The sequence below is a fragment of the Micromonospora sp. NPDC093244 genome, assembly GCF_040683695.1.
Taxonomy (GTDB): domain Bacteria; phylum Actinomycetota; class Actinomycetes; order Mycobacteriales; family Micromonosporaceae; genus Micromonospora.
Genome location: NZ_JBFBEO010000002.1, coordinates 1,109,302 through 1,126,333, shown reverse-complemented (window position 1 = coordinate 1,126,333; position 17,032 = coordinate 1,109,302). Strand labels below are relative to the sequence as shown.

Annotated in this window: 15 protein-coding genes; 10 read left to right on the top strand and 5 right to left on the bottom strand. The window is 71.4% G+C overall.

Features of this window, described 5'->3' with window-relative positions; all coding sequences use genetic code 11:
* Nucleotides 1-24 precede the first annotated feature (24 nt).
* On the bottom strand, nucleotides 25-663 hold the full coding sequence (locus AB0N27_RS15390; RefSeq protein WP_364368979.1) for a DUF4241 domain-containing protein: 639 nt from the start codon (nucleotides 661-663) through the stop codon (nucleotides 25-27).
* Nucleotides 664-735: 72 nt separating this feature from the next.
* Nucleotides 736-1,758 (bottom strand): Ku protein, encoded by a 1,023-nt coding sequence (locus tag AB0N27_RS15385; RefSeq protein WP_364368976.1) that lies wholly within the window; start codon nucleotides 1,756-1,758, stop codon nucleotides 736-738.
* 85 nt (nucleotides 1,759-1,843) lie between these two features.
* Here AB0N27_RS15385 and ligD (AB0N27_RS15380) point away from each other — a divergent pair, with 85 nt between their 5' ends.
* From ligD (AB0N27_RS15380) to AB0N27_RS15360, 5 genes are all read left to right on the top strand, one after another.
* Nucleotides 1,844-2,785: a non-homologous end-joining DNA ligase gene (gene ligD / locus AB0N27_RS15380; protein ID WP_364368973.1), complete on the top strand. Its 942-nt coding sequence runs from the start codon at nucleotides 1,844-1,846 to the stop codon at nucleotides 2,783-2,785.
* Nucleotides 2,775-3,689, top strand: a complete 915-nt coding sequence (gene ligD, locus AB0N27_RS15375) for a non-homologous end-joining DNA ligase (RefSeq protein ID WP_364368970.1) — start codon at nucleotides 2,775-2,777, stop codon at nucleotides 3,687-3,689. The genes ligD (AB0N27_RS15380) and ligD (AB0N27_RS15375) overlap by 11 nt, the downstream gene beginning before the upstream one ends.
* A 450-nt stretch (nucleotides 3,690-4,139) precedes the next feature.
* Nucleotides 4,140-4,892 carry a TIGR03089 family protein gene (locus AB0N27_RS15370; RefSeq protein WP_364368967.1) on the top strand — a complete coding sequence of 251 codons (753 nt, stop codon included), beginning with the start codon at nucleotides 4,140-4,142 and terminating at the stop codon, nucleotides 4,890-4,892.
* 158 nt (nucleotides 4,893-5,050) lie between these two features.
* Entirely contained in the window at nucleotides 5,051-6,013 is a 963-nt protein-coding gene (locus tag AB0N27_RS15365) for a zinc metalloprotease (RefSeq protein ID WP_364368964.1), read from the top strand.
* Between the two features lie 282 nt (nucleotides 6,014-6,295).
* Nucleotides 6,296-9,202, top strand: coding sequence for a hypothetical protein (locus AB0N27_RS15360; RefSeq protein ID WP_364368961.1), 2,907 nt, complete (start codon nucleotides 6,296-6,298; stop codon nucleotides 9,200-9,202).
* Nucleotides 9,203-9,251: 49 nt separating this feature from the next.
* Here AB0N27_RS15360 and AB0N27_RS15355 read toward each other — a convergent pair whose 3' ends face one another.
* Nucleotides 9,252-10,931 carry a DNA repair helicase XPB gene (locus AB0N27_RS15355; protein WP_364368959.1) on the bottom strand — a complete coding sequence of 560 codons (1,680 nt, stop codon included), beginning with the start codon at nucleotides 10,929-10,931 and terminating at the stop codon, nucleotides 9,252-9,254.
* Nucleotides 10,932-11,068: 137 nt separating this feature from the next.
* Here AB0N27_RS15355 and AB0N27_RS15350 point away from each other — a divergent pair, with 137 nt between their 5' ends.
* Nucleotides 11,069-11,947, top strand: coding sequence for a L,D-transpeptidase family protein (locus AB0N27_RS15350; RefSeq protein WP_364368957.1), 879 nt, complete (start codon nucleotides 11,069-11,071; stop codon nucleotides 11,945-11,947).
* 97 nt (nucleotides 11,948-12,044) lie between these two features.
* Nucleotides 12,045-12,281 (top strand): hypothetical protein, encoded by a 237-nt coding sequence (locus AB0N27_RS15345; RefSeq protein ID WP_364368955.1) that lies wholly within the window; start codon nucleotides 12,045-12,047, stop codon nucleotides 12,279-12,281.
* Nucleotides 12,282-12,309: 28 nt separating this feature from the next.
* On the opposite strand, the gene AB0N27_RS15340 is transcribed toward AB0N27_RS15345, so the two are convergent.
* Nucleotides 12,310-14,796: a helicase-associated domain-containing protein gene (locus tag AB0N27_RS15340; RefSeq protein ID WP_364368953.1), complete on the bottom strand. Its 2,487-nt coding sequence runs from the start codon at nucleotides 14,794-14,796 to the stop codon at nucleotides 12,310-12,312.
* 84 nt (nucleotides 14,797-14,880) lie between these two features.
* On the opposite strand from AB0N27_RS15340, the gene AB0N27_RS15335 reads away from it, so the two are divergent.
* A complete protein-coding gene (locus tag AB0N27_RS15335) occupies nucleotides 14,881-15,504 on the top strand; it encodes an HAD family hydrolase (protein ID WP_364368951.1) in 624 nt (207 codons plus the stop codon).
* Nucleotides 15,505-15,531: 27 nt separating this feature from the next.
* Nucleotides 15,532-15,918, top strand: a complete 387-nt coding sequence (locus AB0N27_RS15330) for a cold-shock protein (protein ID WP_088986676.1) — start codon at nucleotides 15,532-15,534, stop codon at nucleotides 15,916-15,918.
* Here AB0N27_RS15330 and AB0N27_RS15325 read toward each other — a convergent pair.
* Complete coding sequence (locus tag AB0N27_RS15325; RefSeq protein WP_364368948.1) at nucleotides 15,879-16,709, bottom strand: 1,4-dihydroxy-6-naphthoate synthase; 831 nt, start codon at nucleotides 16,707-16,709, stop codon at nucleotides 15,879-15,881. The two genes, AB0N27_RS15330 and AB0N27_RS15325, sit on opposite strands and share 40 nt — an antisense overlap.
* Before the next feature lie 52 nt (nucleotides 16,710-16,761).
* Between AB0N27_RS15325 and AB0N27_RS15320 the strand changes: the two genes are divergently transcribed.
* The coding region (locus AB0N27_RS15320) for a hypothetical protein (protein ID WP_364368945.1) at nucleotides 16,762-17,032 on the top strand (271 nt) is incomplete at its 3' end.

Here is a 17,032-nt window from a genome sequence, read left to right as displayed (position 1 = left end):
GCCCAGGGACGCCGTCGGAGGCGGTTATCCCGGGACGACCATGAAGTCGGTCACGAACGAGGTGACCCGCCCGTCGGCGGCCCGGCCGATCCAGGGGCCGTAGCAACCGTCACCCCAACCGGTGGCGACGGTGACGACGTTCGCGCCGGTGGCCTCGTCCAGGACGGCGGTGATCAGCCCCGGGACCGGCGACGAGGGCAGCTCCGCCGGGATGAACACCTCCTCGACCTGCTCCTCGTCCCAGGTCTCCAGGACGGCGAGCGCCGTCGGGTCGGCCAGCGTGCCGGCGCCCGCGTCCACCCCGTACCCGAAGTAGTCGTCGGCGCCGAGGTCGGTGACGTCCTGGTCGCCGACGACTGCCGGCTCCCAGCGGACCGTCGGCCCGTCGGAGATCACCAACTCCAGCGCGGCGACCCGCCGGTCCACCTCGGCGTCCTCCCGGAGCACCGCGGCCACCCAGGCCCGGGCCGGATGCCGCCCCGGGGGCACGGTCACCGTGAACGGCTCGGCCTCCGGCCGGACCAGCGGGTCGCACCCGACCACCTGGCCGGTCGGCAGCGCGATGTCGCCCACCGGGTGGACCTCGATCAGGTACGCGCCGTGCTGGTCCGTGAATCGGGCGCCGGGCGTCAACAACCGACCCAGATCAGGGGTGTACGGCATGAGGGCTCCTCCGGTGGCCACTGGCCGGCGGAGCGTACCCGGTCCGGCGGACACCCCCGGTGCGGCGTACGGTCAGGCGCTCTTGCGGGGCGCGGTCTTGCGCGCGGTCGTCTTCTTCGCGGGCTCCGCCTTCTTCGCGGGGGTCTTCCTGGCGGCGGTCTTCTTCGCCGGCTCGGCGGCCTTCTTCTCCGCCGTCTTCTTCGCGGCGGTCTTCTTCGCGGGCGCCTTCGTCGCCTTCTTCTCGGCCGTCTTCTGCGCCGAACGGGCCGACGAGATAGGCGTCGGCTCGCCACCGCCGCCACGCGCGGGCTGCTCGCCGCGGGCCGCCCGGGCCCGGTCCACCGACGCCTTCAGCGCGGCCATCAGGTCGACCGCCGCCGCCGGGGCCTCCTCGACCTCCTCCGGCTGCACGACCTCCCGACCCTCCACCTTGGCGTCGATGACCTCCTGCAACGCCGCCCGGTAGTCGTCGGTGAAGACGTCCGGCTCGAACTCGCCGGTCATCGAGTCGATGAGCGAACTGGCCATCGCCAGCTCGGGCGGACGCACCTTGAGGTCCTCGTCGAGGAACCCGAAGTCGGGGGTACGGATCTCGTCCGGCCAGAGCATCGTGTTGAGCAGCAGCACACCCTCGCGTACCCGCAGCGTGGCGAGCTGCTCCCGCTGGCGCAGCGCCACCTTGACGATGGCCACCCGCTCCGAGTCGATCAGCGCGTCGCGCAGCAGCACGTACGGCTTGGTGGCCGTGCCCTCGGGCTCCAGGAAGTACGCCTTGTTGTAGAGGATCGGGTCGACCTGCTCGGCGGGGACGAACTCCAGCACGTCGATCGCGCGTGAACTGGTCAGCGGCAGGTCGGCGAAGTCCTCGTCGGTGAGGATCACCATCTCGCCGCCGCCGATGTCGTAGCCCTTGGCGATGTCGTCGTAGGTGACCTCCTCGCCGCAGACCGAGCAGGTGCGCTTGTAGCGGATCCGCCCGCCGTCCTCGCGGTGCACCTGATGGAACCGGATGTCCTTCTCCTCGGTCGCGGAGTACAACTTCACCCCGATCGAGACGAGCCCGAACGACACGGCTCCCTTCCAGATGGCACGCATCCTGCGCTCCCTTCCCCGGTATCGACCATGCTCGCATCCGAAAGAACCGGACGCGAGGTGTTCGGCCTGCTACTACAGTCGGGTCGTGCCCGGCGCGCCGCTCAAGCCGATGCTCGCGATGACCGGGTCGCTCCCGGCCGGTGACGGCTGGGTGTACGAGTTCAAATGGGACGGCATCCGCGCCCTCGCCGACATCTCCGACGGTGCTCAGCGCCTGTATGCCCGTTCCGGCGCGGAGATCACCGCCGCGTACCCGGAGCTGGCCACGCTGCACGAGCAGGTCGACGACGCGCTGTTCGACGGCGAGGTGGTGCTGCTCGGCGAGGGTGGGCAGCCGTCGTTCACGGCTCTCGCCGAGCGGATGCACGTGCGGGACCGGAGCAGAGCGGCCCGCCTGGCGGCGGTCATGCCGGTGACGTACATGATCTTCGACCTGCTGCGGTGGAACGGCGACGATCTGACCGGCTGGCCGTACGAGCGCCGCCGCGAGGCTCTGGACGCGCTCGCCCTCGGCGGTGCCCGGTGGGCGGTCCCGCCGGTCTTCTCCGACGGCCCGGCCACCTACGAGGCGGCAGGTGAGCACGGCCTGGAGGGGGTGATGGCGAAGCGGGTCGGCGCCGTCTACCGTCCCGGGGTCCGCTCGCCGGACTGGGTGAAGGTCAAGCTGGAGGTGACCGGCGACTTCGTGGTGGGCGGCTGGCGGCCGGGAGCGCGCCGGATCGGTGGCCTGCTCGTCGGGGTGCCCGGCCCGGACGGTCGGTTGATCTACCGGGGGCGGGTCGGTGGCGGGATCGGCGCGGCCATCGAACGGGCGCTCCTCGCCGAGCTGGAGCCGCTGCGCTCCGGCGCGTCGCCGTTCGCGGCGGGTGTGCCGCGCGAGGATGCCCGGGGCGCCATCTGGGTAGAACCGAGGGTGGTGGTGGAGGTGAAGTACGGCCAGCGCACCCCCGACGGCCGGCTGCGCTTCCCCCGGGTGCTGCGGTTGCGCCCGGACAAGCCGCCGGAGGAGGTCGACGATGCCGGCTGAGCGGCTACGGGTGGACGTCGAGGGCCGCCCGCTTGAGCTTTCCAACCTGGACAAGGTGCTCTATCCGGCGGCCGGCTTCAGCAAGGGCGAGGTGATCGACTACTACACGCGGATCTCGCCTGTGCTGCTGCCGCACCTGCGGGACCGGCCGGTCACCCGGATCCGTTTCCCCAACGGGGTGGACGACAAGTCGTTCTTCGAGAAGAACACGCCGGCCGCGACCCCGGACTGGGTACGCGTGGAGAATCTGCCCGCGCCCGGCTCGACGAAGGGCCGGGAGACGATCGACTACGTGGTCGCGGACGACCTGCCCACCCTGGTCTGGCTAGCCAACCTGGCCGCGTTGGAGCTGCACACGCCCCAGTGGAAGGTCGGCGAGCACCCCGACATGATGGTCGTCGACCTGGACCCGGGCCCGCCGGCCGGGCTCGCCGAGTGCTGCCCGGTGGCGGTGCTGATGCGTGACCGGCTCGCCGACGACGGAATCGACTCGTACCCGAAGACGTCTGGCAAGAAGGGCATGCAGCTCTGCTGCCCGATCGCCGGCACCCAGTCCGCCGACGACGTCTCTGCCTACGCGCGTCGGATCGCGCAGGAGCTGGAGAAGGCGCATCCGAAGCTGATCGTGTCGAAGATGGCGAAGAACCTGCGCCCCGGCAAGGTCTTCATCGACTGGAGCCAGAACAACGCGGCGAAGACGACAGTGGCGCCGTACTCGCTGCGGGCCCAGTCGGTGCCGTCGGTGTCGACGCCGCTGACCTGGGACGAGGTCGAGGCCGGCGCCCGCGGCCGGAGGCCTGCCGTCCGCCAGTTCACCGCCGCCGAGGTCCTGGACCGGGTCGAGGAGTACGGCGACCTGCTGGCCGCGCTGCTCGACGGCGGCCCGGAACTGCCTCTGAGGTGAGGTGGGACGGCGTGGTTCCCGATGAGGGTTCTGCCGTCGTCCGAAGATCGAGGGCTCACTCTGGGTTTCCCAGGCTCCGCGACGGGGTCTACGTCACTGAGCGCAAGTCTGCCCGTGCCCCCGGCCGGACCGGCCAACCCCTTTGCTCTGCATACCAATAGGCAACACCCACGTTGAGCTGCGACTTCATGCCGGCCTTCCTGGGCGGCGGCCATCGTCGTGCTCGCGCAGCGTGAGTGTCGCGTATAGGTATGCAGAGCAAAGGCCGGGGGGTGATGGGTGGCGGACCGCGCTCGGCGTCACCTTGTGTGACCGGCCGGACGTCCGTCGTAAGCGGGCACCGCGCCGGGAGGTGCACGGCAGCGGGCACCTGCCGCCGCTCCCGGTGCACGCTGACCACCAACGTCGTTGCGTAGGGTGGTGCCGACGTCGTCACCCGGGAGCACGCAGATGCAGCCACACGCCACGGCCGACCCGATCGTCCCGCCCACAGCGGTCGAGAGCCCGCTGCTGAGTTACCGCGACGAGGCGACGGGTGAGCGCATCGACCTGACCGCCCAGCAGGTCGGCGCCTGGTCGGCGCGCAGCGCCAGTCTGCTGCGGGACGGCTGCGGGCTCGGCCCCGGCAGCCGCGTAGCGGTGCTACTGCCGCCGCACTGGCGTACGGCTGCGGTGTTGTTGGGCGCGTGGGCGTGCGGCCTGGCGGTGTCGTTCCGGCCGCGCGCCACGGCGGGTCTGCCAGTGCTCGAACCCGGCGGTGACCGGCCGTTCGACGCGGTCTTCGTGACTCCGCAGCGGCAGGACGACTGGCTGGAGGACGTGCCGGACGCGCCGCACCGCTACCTGGTCGGCACCGGGCCGGGCCGGCTGGCCGACGTGCCGTTGGGCTGGTTGGACTGGTCCGCCGAGGTGCTCCGCCACCCGGACGTCACGCCCGACCACACCGCGATCCGCCCGTCCGACCCGGCCAGCGCGGACGGCACCACCTACGGCCAGTGGGGGGCGCTCGCCCGGGAGGTCGCCGGGATGCTCGGCCTGCGTCCCGGTGACCGGCTGCTCGTCGACGCCGCCGAGCACGAGCAGCCGTTGAAGTGGTTGCTCGCGCCGCTGTCGGCTGGCGCGTCAGTGGTCATCAGCGCCAACCTCGACCCGGCCCGGCGGGACGCCGTGGTCGCCGCCGAGCAGGCCACCCGGGTCCTCTGAACTCCGCCGGAGCGGCCAAACAGCGCTTGCCGATCCGGATCCGTTACATCGCCGTCCGCCCTGCTCAGGGGTCTGTTGTCGATGTCGTCGGCGTGTTCTCATACCCGAGCAAGGACGTCATCGACGCCGCACCGCCTCCCTCACTGAAAGGTGCACCGATGCGCAGGAGACCGACCTTCCGACTGGCGGTCCTCACCGCCACCGCCGCGACGCTCCTGGCGTCCGGCGGCGCCTCCGGGGCACTCGCCACGGCCGCCCCCGCGACCGCCTCCCCGGGCGTGGCGGCGTGCGAGCCGGGCGCCGACCCGCACGGCGCGGCCCGGCTCGCCCAGGGCGCCACCGCCCAGGAACCGGAGCTGTACTCAAAGAACGAAGCCAACGCCTACGGCGTGGTCAAGGACGCTCCGCGCCTGCCGAACGGCAGCGTCACCATCCCGACGGTCTTCCACATGATCTCCGACCATCCGCTCACCACCGCCGAGACGACCAGGTGGAACAACCTGATCGCCGCGCAGATGACGGTGCTCAACGACTCGTTCGCGGGTCGCACCGCGGCGGACGCCTCCAACACGCCGTTCCGGTTCTCGCTCGTCGACACCACGTGGACGGTGAACAGCGCCTGGTACACGGTGGAGCCCGGCAAGAACGAGCGGGACATGAAGAAGGCGCTGTACACCGGCGACTCGGAAACCCTCAACGTGTACGCGGCCAACATCGGCGGTGGGCTGCTCGGCTGGGCGTACTTCCCGAAGGGCTACAACAACGGCCGCGACTACATCGACGGCGTGGTGATGCTCGACGAGTCGATGCCGGGCGGCACGGCCGGCAAGTACGCACTCGGTGACACGCTGACCCACGAGGTCGGGCACTGGCTGATGCTGGAGCACACCTTCGCGCACGGCTGCTCCGCCTCCGGCGACTTCGTCGCGGACACCCCGCGCGAGGCGGCACCTCAGTTCGACTGCCCGGTGGGAGCTGACACCTGCACCGCGCCCGGGCTCGACCCGATCCACAACTTCATGGACTACACGCAGGACTCCTGCATGAACATGTTCACCGCCGGTCAGGCCGACCGGATGAGCGACGCCTGGGTGGCGTTCCGCGCCGGCGGCGCCGGCTAGCCGGGGAGCGCAGGTCGGGGTCGACGGGCCGCCTCCGGGCGGCTCGTCGACCCCGCTTCGCGTGGCAGGTCAGGCGCGCGCGGCCTGCCAGGCAGCGCTGGTCCGGCAGGTGGTGACCTCTGTCGGCGGAAGGTCGACATGGGTTATGCCGCAAGGGTGATCATGGTCCGGATGACGGTCGCAGACCACCCGAATCGGCTAGCCGACACCTGGCCATACCTCGATATGCTCTGGCCCCTCGGTGGCGATGTACGCCATCGTCTACGGGGGAGGGGCATCGTCGTGCGCGCACGAAGATTGCTGGCCGGTTCACTCGGCATAGTGCTCGGTGCGGGTCTGGTCAGCGTGACCGCCGCACCGGCTCAGGCTTACCAGCAGTGGGACGTGAGCAAGTCCAGTTGGGCCTACACGGATTCCCAACTGCCGAAGAAGTCGTTCGTGGACCAGTCCGGGGACGCGCCGATCGGCGCGTGGACCGATGAGGGCGGAAAGAAGCACAAGTCCCGTTCCTACTTCAGCTTCGACATCTCACGCTTCAGCGGCACCGTCGTCCACAAGGCGGATCTGGTCATCGCCGAGAGGTCGGCTGCCGACTGCGCCTCGGCGCAGCCGGTCGAGCTGTGGCGCACCGATGCGATCAAGGCCACCACGAGCTGGGATTCGGCACCGCGTCGACGCGAGCTGCTCGGCACCGTCCAGGCCGGCGGCGAGGCAACCTGCCCCGGTTACCTGGCGTGGAACATCGCGCCCGCCCTACAGAAGTTGGCGAAGCAGGGCGCGGCGACCCTCACCGTCGAGATCCGGGTGCCGCACGGTTACGAGGGCGACCTCTCCCACGGCCGTAAGCTCCGGCCGTTCCCGGCGATCCGCACCGAGACCAACCACGCGCCGACGGTGACGCAGATCGGGCTCGAGTTCCCGTCGTGGGCCTGTGGCACGAAGGCCAAGCCGCAGCCCGTGGGGGCGCGCAACTACACCCTGATGGTCCGGGGCGAGGAGGCGGACCCCTACGACCCCAACTACTGGGGACAGTTCGCCGCCTGGCCGGTCGGCCATGAGGACCAGCGCTCCGAGTTGTCCGGATCGAGCTACGCGAACGCCCTGTCCAAGGTCACGTGGGACATGGGGCAGTATCCGCACGGCACCGTTGTCGCGTGGACCGCACGCGCCTACGACGGTCACGACTACTCCTCCTGGGCGAAGCCGTGCTTCGTGAAGGTGGACGGCGAGCGGCCGGCGACTCCCCTGATCAGTTCGGTCACGTACCCGAACGATGGTGTGCCACACGGCGGCTCGGGAGTACCGGGCACGTTCACCTTCAAGGCGAACGGGTCACCGGACGTGGTCGGCTACTACTGGGGGCGCTTCGGCGACACGTACAACTACATCGCCGCTCCGCAGCCGGGCGCGGACGTCACCCTCGAATACACGCCCACCTCGTTCGTCGAGTTCCTGAGCGTGCGTAGCGTGGACAGCGCCTCCAACTCCTCCGAGGTGGTCGAGTACGAGTTCTTCGTCAAGTCCACGGCCCCCGGTGTGCGGGTGACCATGGGCGGTGTCGGTCTGCCGAGCGAATTGGCGATCTCGACGAATGTCGAAGGGGTCACGGAGTTCGGTTACCGGGTCGGCGACGGCGCGGAGGTCCGGGTGCCGGCCGACGCCGACGGCACCACTGTCGTCCCGGTGGTGTTCGCCCAGACTGGTCGCGTCCGGGTCCAGGTGCGCAGCTACGTCGGCGCCGAGATGGTCGGCGCGTACACCGAGGACGTGACGGTCCGCGACACCCCGGTCGTGGAGTCGGCCGACTTCGCCTTCCCGGAGCATGACGGCGTGGTGGACCGCGAGGGTGGCTTCACCTTCCGTCCCGGCCGGGCGGGGGTGGTGGCGTACGAGTACGCGTTCCAGTCCGACGAGATGCGACGCGTCGACGCGGCGGCGGACGGCACCGCGGTGCTGCGCTGGACGCCCACGGAGCCGAACTGGTACACGCTGAACGTGCGCAGCATCAGCGCCGACGGCACCGTCTCGGACGTCGAGCAGTACCAGTTCAACGTCATCGACACCAAGCCGATCGTCTCTTCCAGCACCTACTACGAGTACGGCGCGTGGGGCGGTGTGGGCATCCCCGGCGAGTTCAACTTCGACACCGCGATGCCGGACGTCGACGCCTACGTCTACCGGCTCAACGACGGCGCCGAGCAGACTGTCGACCCGGAGTACAGCTGGGGGCGGGCGACGATCACCCCCGAGCGCTCCGGCAGCAACACGCTGACGGTACGTACGCGCTTCCTGGACGGATCGTTCTCCCCGCCGCGGACCTACACGTTCGACGTCAGCGACGCCCCGGTGGTGACGTCCAGCGAATACCCGGAGAACGGCGACGGCGGCCAGCCCGGCCAGCCAGGTCGCTTCACCTTCAATCCGGGTCGCTCCGACGTGGTGGAGTACCGCTACGTGCTGGAGTACAGCGGCGAGGAGCAGGTGGTGGCCGCTGGACCGGACGGCAGGGCGACCATCGAGATCGCGCCCGCGCACGCCGGCTACACCCTGCTGACGGTCACCAGCCGGGCGGCGGACGGCACGGCCAGCGCCGAACGGCGGTACTACTTCCGGGTACGCGATCCGCGGGTGAACGTGAGCAGCGCGTACGACGAGTACACCCCGCGTGGCGGTATCGGCGCGGTCGGCAGGTTCGATGTCTACACCGAGATCGGCGAGGTGACGACCTTCGAGTACCAGCTCAACGGCGGCGCCTGGCAGAGCGTGCCGAAGACGCCCGAGTCGCTGGTCACCGACATCTCGGTGACGATGGACCGCAACGGCGCGAACGTCTTCTCGGTGCGCGGCCGCACCGAGGCGGGGGCGTACACGCCGCAGACGGACTACCCGTTCCTGGTTGGCACCGCACCCCGGGTGTCGTCGACCACCTACCCGGAGAGCCAGTGGTCCGGTGGCGTCGGCGAGCCGGGCGACTTCACCTTCACCCAGGGCAGCCCGGGCGTGGTGGAGTTCGAGTACGCGATCGACAACAGGGAGCCGGCGACGGTGGCGGCGAACGCCGCCGGGGTCGCCACCGTCACCTACACGCCCACCTCGACCAGTTCGCACACCATGAGGGTGCGTGGGCGTACGGCCGACGGGGTGTGGAGCGACCCGACCAACTACTACTTCCTGGTCGACTTCTCCTGACCCGGCCCTGACACGGTGGGTCGCCCCGGACGGGGGCGACCCACCGCGCTCAGTCGAAGGACGGTAGGGACGGGCCGAGGACGTCGTCGGCGTCGACGATCGTGTACGCGTAGCCCTGCTCGGCCAGGAAGCGCTGCCGGTGCGCCGCGTACTCGGTGTCGATCGTGTCCCGGGACACCACCGTGTAGAAGTGCGCCTGCCGCCCGTCGGCCTTCGGCCGGAGCACCCGACCGAGCCGTTGCGCCTCCTCCTGGCGTGACCCGAACGTGCCCGACACCTGGATCGCGACCGCCGCCTCCGGCAGGTCGATGGAGAAGTTGCCGACCTTCGAGATCACCAGGGTGCGCAGCTCACCGGAGCGGAACGCGTCGAACAGCCGCTCCCGCTCCTTGTTCGTCGTCGAGCCCTGGATGATCGGCGCGTCGAGGTACTCGCCGAGCTGGTGCAGCTGATCGATGTACGCGCCGATCACCAGCACCTGGTCCTCCGGGTGCCGGTCGACGAGCGCCTTCACCACCGGCAGCTTCGTCCGCGCGGTCGCCGCCATCCGGTACCGCTCCTCGGCCTCCGCCGTCGCGTACGACATCCGCTCCGCGTCGGTAAGCGTCACCCGGACCTCGGTGCACTCGGCCGGCGCGATCCAGCCCTGCGACTCGATGTCCTTCCACGGCGCGTCGTACCGCTTCGGCCCGATCAGGCTGAACACGTCACCCTCGCGGCCGTCCTCGCGTACCAGAGTCGCCGTGAGGCCCAGCCGGCGGCGGGCCTGGAGGTCCGCGGTGAACCGGAAGATCGGCGCGGGCAGCAGGTGCACCTCGTCGTAGACGACCAGGCCCCAGTCGCGGGCGCCGAACAGGTCCAGGTGGGTGAACGCGCCGCCGCGCCGCGAGGTGAGCACCTGGTACGTGGCGATGGTGACCGGACGGATCTCCTTGCGCTCACCCGAGTACTCGCCGATTTCCTCCTCGGTCAGCGACGTGCGGGCGATCAGCTCCCGCTTCCACTGCCTACCGGCGACCGTGTTGGTGACCAGGATCAGCGTGGTCGCCTTCGCCTCGGCCATCGCCGCAGCGCCGACAAGCGTCTTGCCGGCGCCGCAGGGCAGCACCACGACACCCGACCCGCCGGCCCAGAACGCCTCCACGGCCTCCCGCTGGTACGACCGCAGCGTCCACGGCTTGCGCCCGTCCTTGCCGGCCTCGGCCAGCTCGATCGGGTGTGCCTCACCGTCGACGTAACCGGCCAGGTCCTCCGCCGGCCAACCCAGCTTCAGCAGCGCCTGCTTGAGCCGGCCGCGTTCGGACGGGTGCACCCGGATGGTGTCGTCGTCGATCTTGTCGCCGAGCATCCCGGCGAGCTTCTTGCTCTTGGCCACCTCGATCAGCACCAGCCGGTCCAGCGCACGCAGCACCAGCCCGTACGCCGGGTCGTTGGCGAGCTGGAGCCGGCCGTACCTGTCCATCGTCTCGGCCACGTCCACAAGCAGCGCGTGCGGCACCGGATAGCGGGAGTACTTGAGCAGCGAGTCGACGACCCCCTCGGCGTCGTGCCCCGCCGCCCGGGCGTTCCACAGACCGAGCGGGGTCAACCGGTACGTGTGCACGTGCTCCGGTGAACGCTCCAACTCGGCGAACGGCGCGATCGCCATCCGGCAGGCTTGCGCGTCGGGGTGGTCGATCTCCAGCAGCAGGGTCTTGTCCGACTGCACGATCAGTGGTCCACCGCTCACGCCAGTGTCCTCTCCTCGGTTGGCCGACCATCAAGTGTTGCACGGTGGGGGATGTCGAAAGAAAGATGCTCACCAGGTGCAACCGGGACGGCACTTACGAACGTCTAGCAAAGGGACAACTGTCCAGGGGAGGTGCCATGAGGCGTGTCCAGAGCACTTTCCGGCTGGTTGCCCTGCTGGTGGTCGTGCTGGTCGGTGCCGGTGCGTGCACGTTCGATCCGCAGTCCGGCGGGAGTGGTGGCGGGGGAGCCGCCCCAGCCGGTGCCGCGGAACAGGCAACGGGGGCGAGCGGCACGTCCGGGCCGGACCAGCGCGGCCGACCCACGCCGACCACCCCCACCCCGAAACCCTCCCGGAAGCCCACCCCGAAACCCACGCGCAAGGCCCCCACGCCGACAGCCGCCCCGAGTACGTCGACAGTCGCCGGCTGCCCCCAGGGCCAGCACCAGCGCGCCGTCGAGACCTACCTGGCCCGCCTGGGTGGCTTCGGGACCGTGACCGTGGACGGCCGGCAGTCTGCCGCCGACTGCGCCGCCATCAAGAAGTTCCAGAAGAGGTACGGCATCCGCCCCGTCGAGGGTCGCGCCGGCCCCACCACCTACGACGTGGCCCAGCGCCTCGCCACCACCAACCCGGCCAGCTGCAAGGCCGGCACCGGCACCACGTTCTGCGTCGACCTGACCCGGCAGACCGTCTGGGCGATGCGGGGCGGCAAGGTGGTCATGGAGCCGACCGTGACCCGTACCGGCATGTCCGGCTACCGCACCCCCGCCGGCACGTACACGGTCAACTTCCGCAACCCGAAGGAGTGGTCCGACCCGTACGAGGTGTGGCTGCCCTACTGGCAGCACTTCACCCAGGGCATGGGCTTCCACGAGACCACCACCTACCTGCACGACAAGTCGATCGGCTCGCACGGCTGCGTCAACCTGCTGCACGCCGACGCCGTGCGGATGTGGGAGCTGGGCAAGGTCGGCACCCGCGTCGTGCTGGTCGGTCGTCGCCCCGGCACCTGACCGACACACCCCCGGATCGGGGGTTTATCCCCTGTCACACCCGTCTCAGGAGTGTCACCCTGGGAGTCCAGGGCCGGACCGGGCGGGGAGGCTGGGCATGACGGTCGACCGTGAAGTGATCGCGCAGTACGAGCAGGCACCGCCCGACGAGGTGTCCCGAGCGACCGTGATCGCGTACGCCGTCGCGGCGACGCTGCTGTTCGGGTGGTTCCTCTTCGGGTGGTTGGTGCTCCAGCAGGGCTTCGTCGACTCGGTCGGGGAGGCCGCCGGCGCCGGCTTCGCGCTGCTGCTTGTCGTCTCCGTCGTCGGCACCGTACGCCGCAGCCGCCGCTGACCGACCAGGCCAGCGGCGGCACGCCCGGTCAGTCCGCGAGCACCGCCGCCGTGATCCGGTGCAGCGCGAACGTGTGCAGCATCTCGGTCCGCTCGTCCTCGGCGCGCAGATACCCGGCGCCGATCGAGACGGGCTTGACCAGCCGGGACGCGGTCGCCCCGTGTGCGTCGACGTAGCCGACCCAGACCAGCGCCTTGTCGCGGACCGCCTGCTGGAGCACTGCGAGGGCCTCGGTGTGCGTGTGCGCCGGCACCGGACCGCCGCCCAGCCCCGCCGCGCCGCCGCGCACCACCGCTGGCGCCCGCCGGGCCGCCCGCGCCGCCGCGTCACCCCGACGGATGTGCTCCACCACGCCGAGCAGGCGGGGCATGGGCAGTTTCGGAGCGGCAAGCGGATCCAGCGTCCGGGTGGTCATCGGAACCCGGGCCGGTGCCCGTCGGATCCGGGGCCGGGACAGCACGGTGCCGCCGGTGGCGTCCTCCTGCACCGGCGCGTACCCGGCCTCGCGCAGCGCGCCCAGCAGCCGACCCACCTGGTACGGGGTGCACAGCACCGTCGGCGCGAGCCGGCGCAGCGTCAACGGCTCCAGCCGCCGGTCGGCCAGCACCTCGCTGAGCAGCGCCTCGTCGTCGCTGCGCAGGTACGCCCCGGCCAGGCCGACCCGCAACCCGCCGTGCTTACGGGCCACGTCGTCCACCAGGTAGGTCAGGCCCTGCGGCACCGGCGTACGGGAGCGTCGGCGGAACACGTCGTGCAGGTCACCTGCCGAGTAGCCGGAGTCCAGCGCCCGGCGCACGCTCGCCGTGGTGACCCGGTGCACGCTGGCCCCGCCGGCCGACTCGAGTTCGGTCATCGCCTCCAACTCGGCGGCCAACGCCGGTTCGGGCGGGCCGGGCACCACAACGGTCAGGTCGGCCTGCACCAGGAAGTGGTCGACCGGCGCGGGCAGCAACGCGTCAAGTGCGCGGGCGGCGTCCGACGGGTCGCCGCTCTCGACGTCCGCGTGCACGCCCAGCGGGTCGTCCGCGCCCCGCTCGTCGGCCGACGTGAGGTCGCCCAGCAGCAGCCGCCCGTACGAGGTGAGCGCCCCCAGCCCGGTGACGCCGAGCTGCGCCGCCTCGGCCAGCACCTCCCGGTGGCCCGCCTCCCGGCCCCGGCTGCGCCGCGGCGCCCGCCAGTCCAGCAGGTCCTGCACCTCCTCCGGCGTGGGCGCGGTCGCCGGCTCCAAATCGGCGAGTACGCCGAGGACCGCCCGTCGGGTGGCCGGCGCGCCGGCCCGTTCGGCCTCGGCGGAGAGCGCGGTGATCGGCCGGTCCCGGTCGTCGCGGCGACCGACCAGCCCCACCTGCCTGGTCATCGTCAGCCAGGCGCGGGCCAGTTGCTCCCAGCGCTGCGCCAGCGACGCGGCCCTCCACACCTCGTACCCGCCGGTGGGCATCACCTGCTGATCCACCCCGTACCGGGTGGCGGCCGCGCCGGGCGTCTCCAGCTCACCGGCGAGCCCCGCCGCGTACGCGACCTCCAGCAGCAGCGCGGTCGTCGGCTCGTCCAGCCCGGCGGTACGTGCCAACCGCCGCAGGTCACGTACGCCGATGCCGCCGGACCGCAGCACCGGCGCTGGTTCCGCGGCGAGTTGCTCCAGGATCCCCTCGGTGTGCCGGACCACCTCCATGGTCTGCCCGGCGCCGGCGGAGTCGACTGCCTTCGCCTCGCGCGGAGCGGCGGCCACCGGCGGTGGACTGGTACGCAGCGGGCCGAGCGGACCACTGTCGCGGCGCAGCAGCAGGCCGACCTCACGGGGCAGTTCGACGGTGCCGCTCGCCGTCGACGAGCCGGCCGAGATGGGCACGAGCAACCGGTTGTCGACAAGCCAGCGCACCGGGGAGCCGGCCGGGGCGCCGCCGTTCGTGGGGTCGGAGAGGACCGGGTCCTCCGCGCCGACGGGTGGCGCCTGCAACGCGCCAGGGGGCACGCTGCCCACCGGGGGACCGGCCGCCAGCCGGTCCAGGATCGCCCGGGCCGAGGGCGGCGCGGCGAGCAGCGTCCGACGCAGTTTCGCCGCGTCCGCGCAGAGCGCGGCCGTGCGCGGGTCCAGGTCCGCGGCGGGCCGGCCGAGTCCTGCGGGGTACGGGGCCACCTCGTCGACGGCGGGCGTCACCTGGAGCGCGTGCTCCGGGCCGTACAGCAGGAAGAGCGCCCGTAGCCTGCCCACGGCGGCCCGCACGGCCGTCGGTGCCGGCGGGTGCGGCCCGGTGGTCGCCATGGCGAGCACCGCGTCGGTGGCAGTGGTGCCGTCGTCCGGGTTCCGGGTGAGGCGGGCGGCGTCGAGGATCTGGAGGGTGAACTGGTCCAGCCCGTCCAGCGCGCGGGCCACCGAGACCCGGGACTGGGCCCGGATGGCCAGTGCGGAGATGTCGGCCGGTACGGGCACGACGAGGTCGGGCCGCAGTTGCAGGAGTGCGGCCAGTGACTCGTCGGGCAGCGACCGCAGGTGGTCGGCGAGTGAGGTGCTCATCGTCTTTCCACGCTAGCCCGGCACCCGGTCATCGCGCCCCTCGGACGTCCGCCCGGTCGGGAGTCTCCGGGTACGTTTCTCGGCATGTCTGCGCTGACCGTCGGATTCGATCTCGACATGACCCTGGTGGATTCCCGTCCCGGCATCGCCGCGACGTTCCGGGCGTTGACCGCGAGGACGGGCGTGCCGGTGGACGCCGACCTGGCCGTGTCCCGGCTCGGCCCGCCGCTGCGCACCGAGATCGCGCACTGGTTCCCGCCGGAGCACGTCGAGTCGGCGGTGCACGCGTACCGCGAGCTGTACCCGGCGTACGCGATCACCCCGACGGTCCCGATGCCGGGTGCGCGGGAGGCCATCGACGCGATCCGCGCGCGGGGCGGTCGGGTGCTTGTCGTCACCGCCAAGATGGGCCGGCTGGCGCGGCTGCACCTGGAGCACCTCGGTTTCCCTGTCGACGAGCTGGCCGGGGACCTGTTCGCCGAGCAGAAGGCGTCAGCCCTGCGGGAGCACGACGCCTCCCACTACGTCGGCGACCATGTGGCGGACATGGTGGCGGCCGGGGCCGCCGGGGTGCCTGGGATCGCCGTGGCGACCGGTCCGTGCTCGCCGGACGAGTTGCGCGCGGCGGGTGCGAAAGTGGTTCTGGACGATCTCTACGGATTCCCAGGGGCGCTCGACGGCATGATCCAGCTAGCCTTGGAGCAGTAGCGGCTCAAGTGAAGCAGGGGTTTTCAGGTGCCTACGGGTCGAGTGAAGTGGTACGACACGGCCAAGGGATACGGCTTCGTCACCAGTGACGAGGGCGGTGACGTGTTCCTGCCCAAGGGTGCGTTGCCGGCGGGCGTCACCGACCTCAAGGGTGGTCAGCGGGTCGACTTCAGCGTGGTGGACAGCCGCCGGGGCGCGCAGGCCATGGGCGTCAAGCTGCTGGACGCGCCGCCGTCGATGGCGGAGTTGCGTCGCCGGCCGGCCGAGGAGTTGCACGGCCTCGTCGAGGACATGATCAAGGTGCTGGAGGCGAAGGTCCAGCCGGACCTGCGTCGTGGCAGGTATCCGGACAAGAAGACCGCGCAGAAGATTGCTCAGCTGGTCCACGCGGTCGCGCGCGAGCTGGAGGTCTGAGGCACCAGCCCGGCGGTGGCGGCGCGGTCGAGGAGCGCCGTCACCGCGGCGAAGCCGGCCTCGCCCAGGTCCGCGGTGAACTCGTTGACGTAGAGGCCGATGTGCCGGTCCACCACGTCGAGTTCCATCTCCTGTGCGTGCGCGAGGACGTACTCCCGGCTGGCCGCCGGGTCCGCCCAGGCCTGCCGGACCGACTCGCGGATCCAGCCGGCGGCGGCTTGCGGATCGACCGCGCCGCGCCGGGCGAGGATCGCGCCGAGGGGGATGGGGAGGCCGGTGTCGGCCTCCCACCATTCGCCGAGGTCGACAAGCGCGGTCAGGCCGTGCCGGTGGTAGGTGAACCGGGCCTCGTGGATGACCAGTCCGGCGTCGTAGCGGCCGGCCGCGACGCCCGGCATGATTTCGTGGAACGGGACCACCTCGATCCGCGCCGGCGGTTGACCGGCCGACCAGAGCCGGAACAGCAGGTACGCGGTGGTCCGGTCGCCCGGCACCGCCACCGTGGCCCCGGTCAGGTCGGTGCGGTCGCCCCTGGTGAGCACCAGCGGCCCGCAGCCGCGCCCGAGCGCCCCGCCGCAGGGCAGCAGGTGGTAGTCGTCGAGCAGCCACGGCAGCGCCGCGAAGCTCACCTTCACCAGGTCGAACGCGCCACGCTCGGCGGCCGTGTTGGTGACGTCCACGTCCGCGTACGTGACCTCGACCGGCGGCGCACCCGGCACCCGGCCGTGCACCAGCGCGTGGAAGACGAACGTGTCATTGGGGCAGGGGGAGATCGCCAGAGAGAGCGCCACGCCCTCACGTTAGCCCCGCACCCGCTGACGCCTTCTTCGTGGTGCCGGGTCTGTGAGGTGCGAGCCGGCCATCGTCGGGGTGGCGGCCTGGGCGGGGTGGCGGTGGTCACCGCTGCTCCCTGTAGAGCTGCCCCGTGAGTGGGGCGCGATGGCGGCGGTGATGATCAGCGTGGGTACGGCCACCCGGCGGGGTGGGCCGGACCTTGTGCGTCAGGGTGAGCTGCGGATCTGCGGTGCTCGGCCCGGCGGGCACCTGTCCTGCTCGGCCCAGCGGGGACCTCCGTTGCTCGGCCTGGCCGGGACCTCCGTTGCTCGGTCCGGCG

Excerpts from the sequence above, each read along its gene's own strand:
- AB0N27_RS15390 (WP_364368979.1), bottom strand. The coding sequence starts at position 663 with ATGCCGTACACCCCTGATCTGGGTCGGTTGTTGACGCCCGGCGCCCGA.
- AB0N27_RS15385 (WP_364368976.1), bottom strand. The coding sequence starts at position 1,758 with ATGCGTGCCATCTGGAAGGGAGCCGTGTCGTTCGGGCTCGTCTCGATC.
- ligD (WP_364368970.1), top strand. The coding sequence starts at position 2,775 with ATGCCGGCTGAGCGGCTACGGGTGGACGTCGAGGGCCGCCCGCTTGAG.
- AB0N27_RS15370 (WP_364368967.1), top strand. The coding sequence starts at position 4,140 with ATGCAGCCACACGCCACGGCCGACCCGATCGTCCCGCCCACAGCGGTC.
- AB0N27_RS15365 (WP_364368964.1), top strand. The coding sequence starts at position 5,051 with ATGCGCAGGAGACCGACCTTCCGACTGGCGGTCCTCACCGCCACCGCC.
- AB0N27_RS15350 (WP_364368957.1), top strand. The coding sequence starts at position 11,069 with ATGAGGCGTGTCCAGAGCACTTTCCGGCTGGTTGCCCTGCTGGTGGTC.
- AB0N27_RS15345 (WP_364368955.1), top strand. The coding sequence starts at position 12,045 with ATGACGGTCGACCGTGAAGTGATCGCGCAGTACGAGCAGGCACCGCCC.
- AB0N27_RS15340 (WP_364368953.1), bottom strand. The coding sequence starts at position 14,796 with ATGAGCACCTCACTCGCCGACCACCTGCGGTCGCTGCCCGACGAGTCA.
- AB0N27_RS15335 (WP_364368951.1), top strand. The coding sequence starts at position 14,881 with ATGTCTGCGCTGACCGTCGGATTCGATCTCGACATGACCCTGGTGGAT.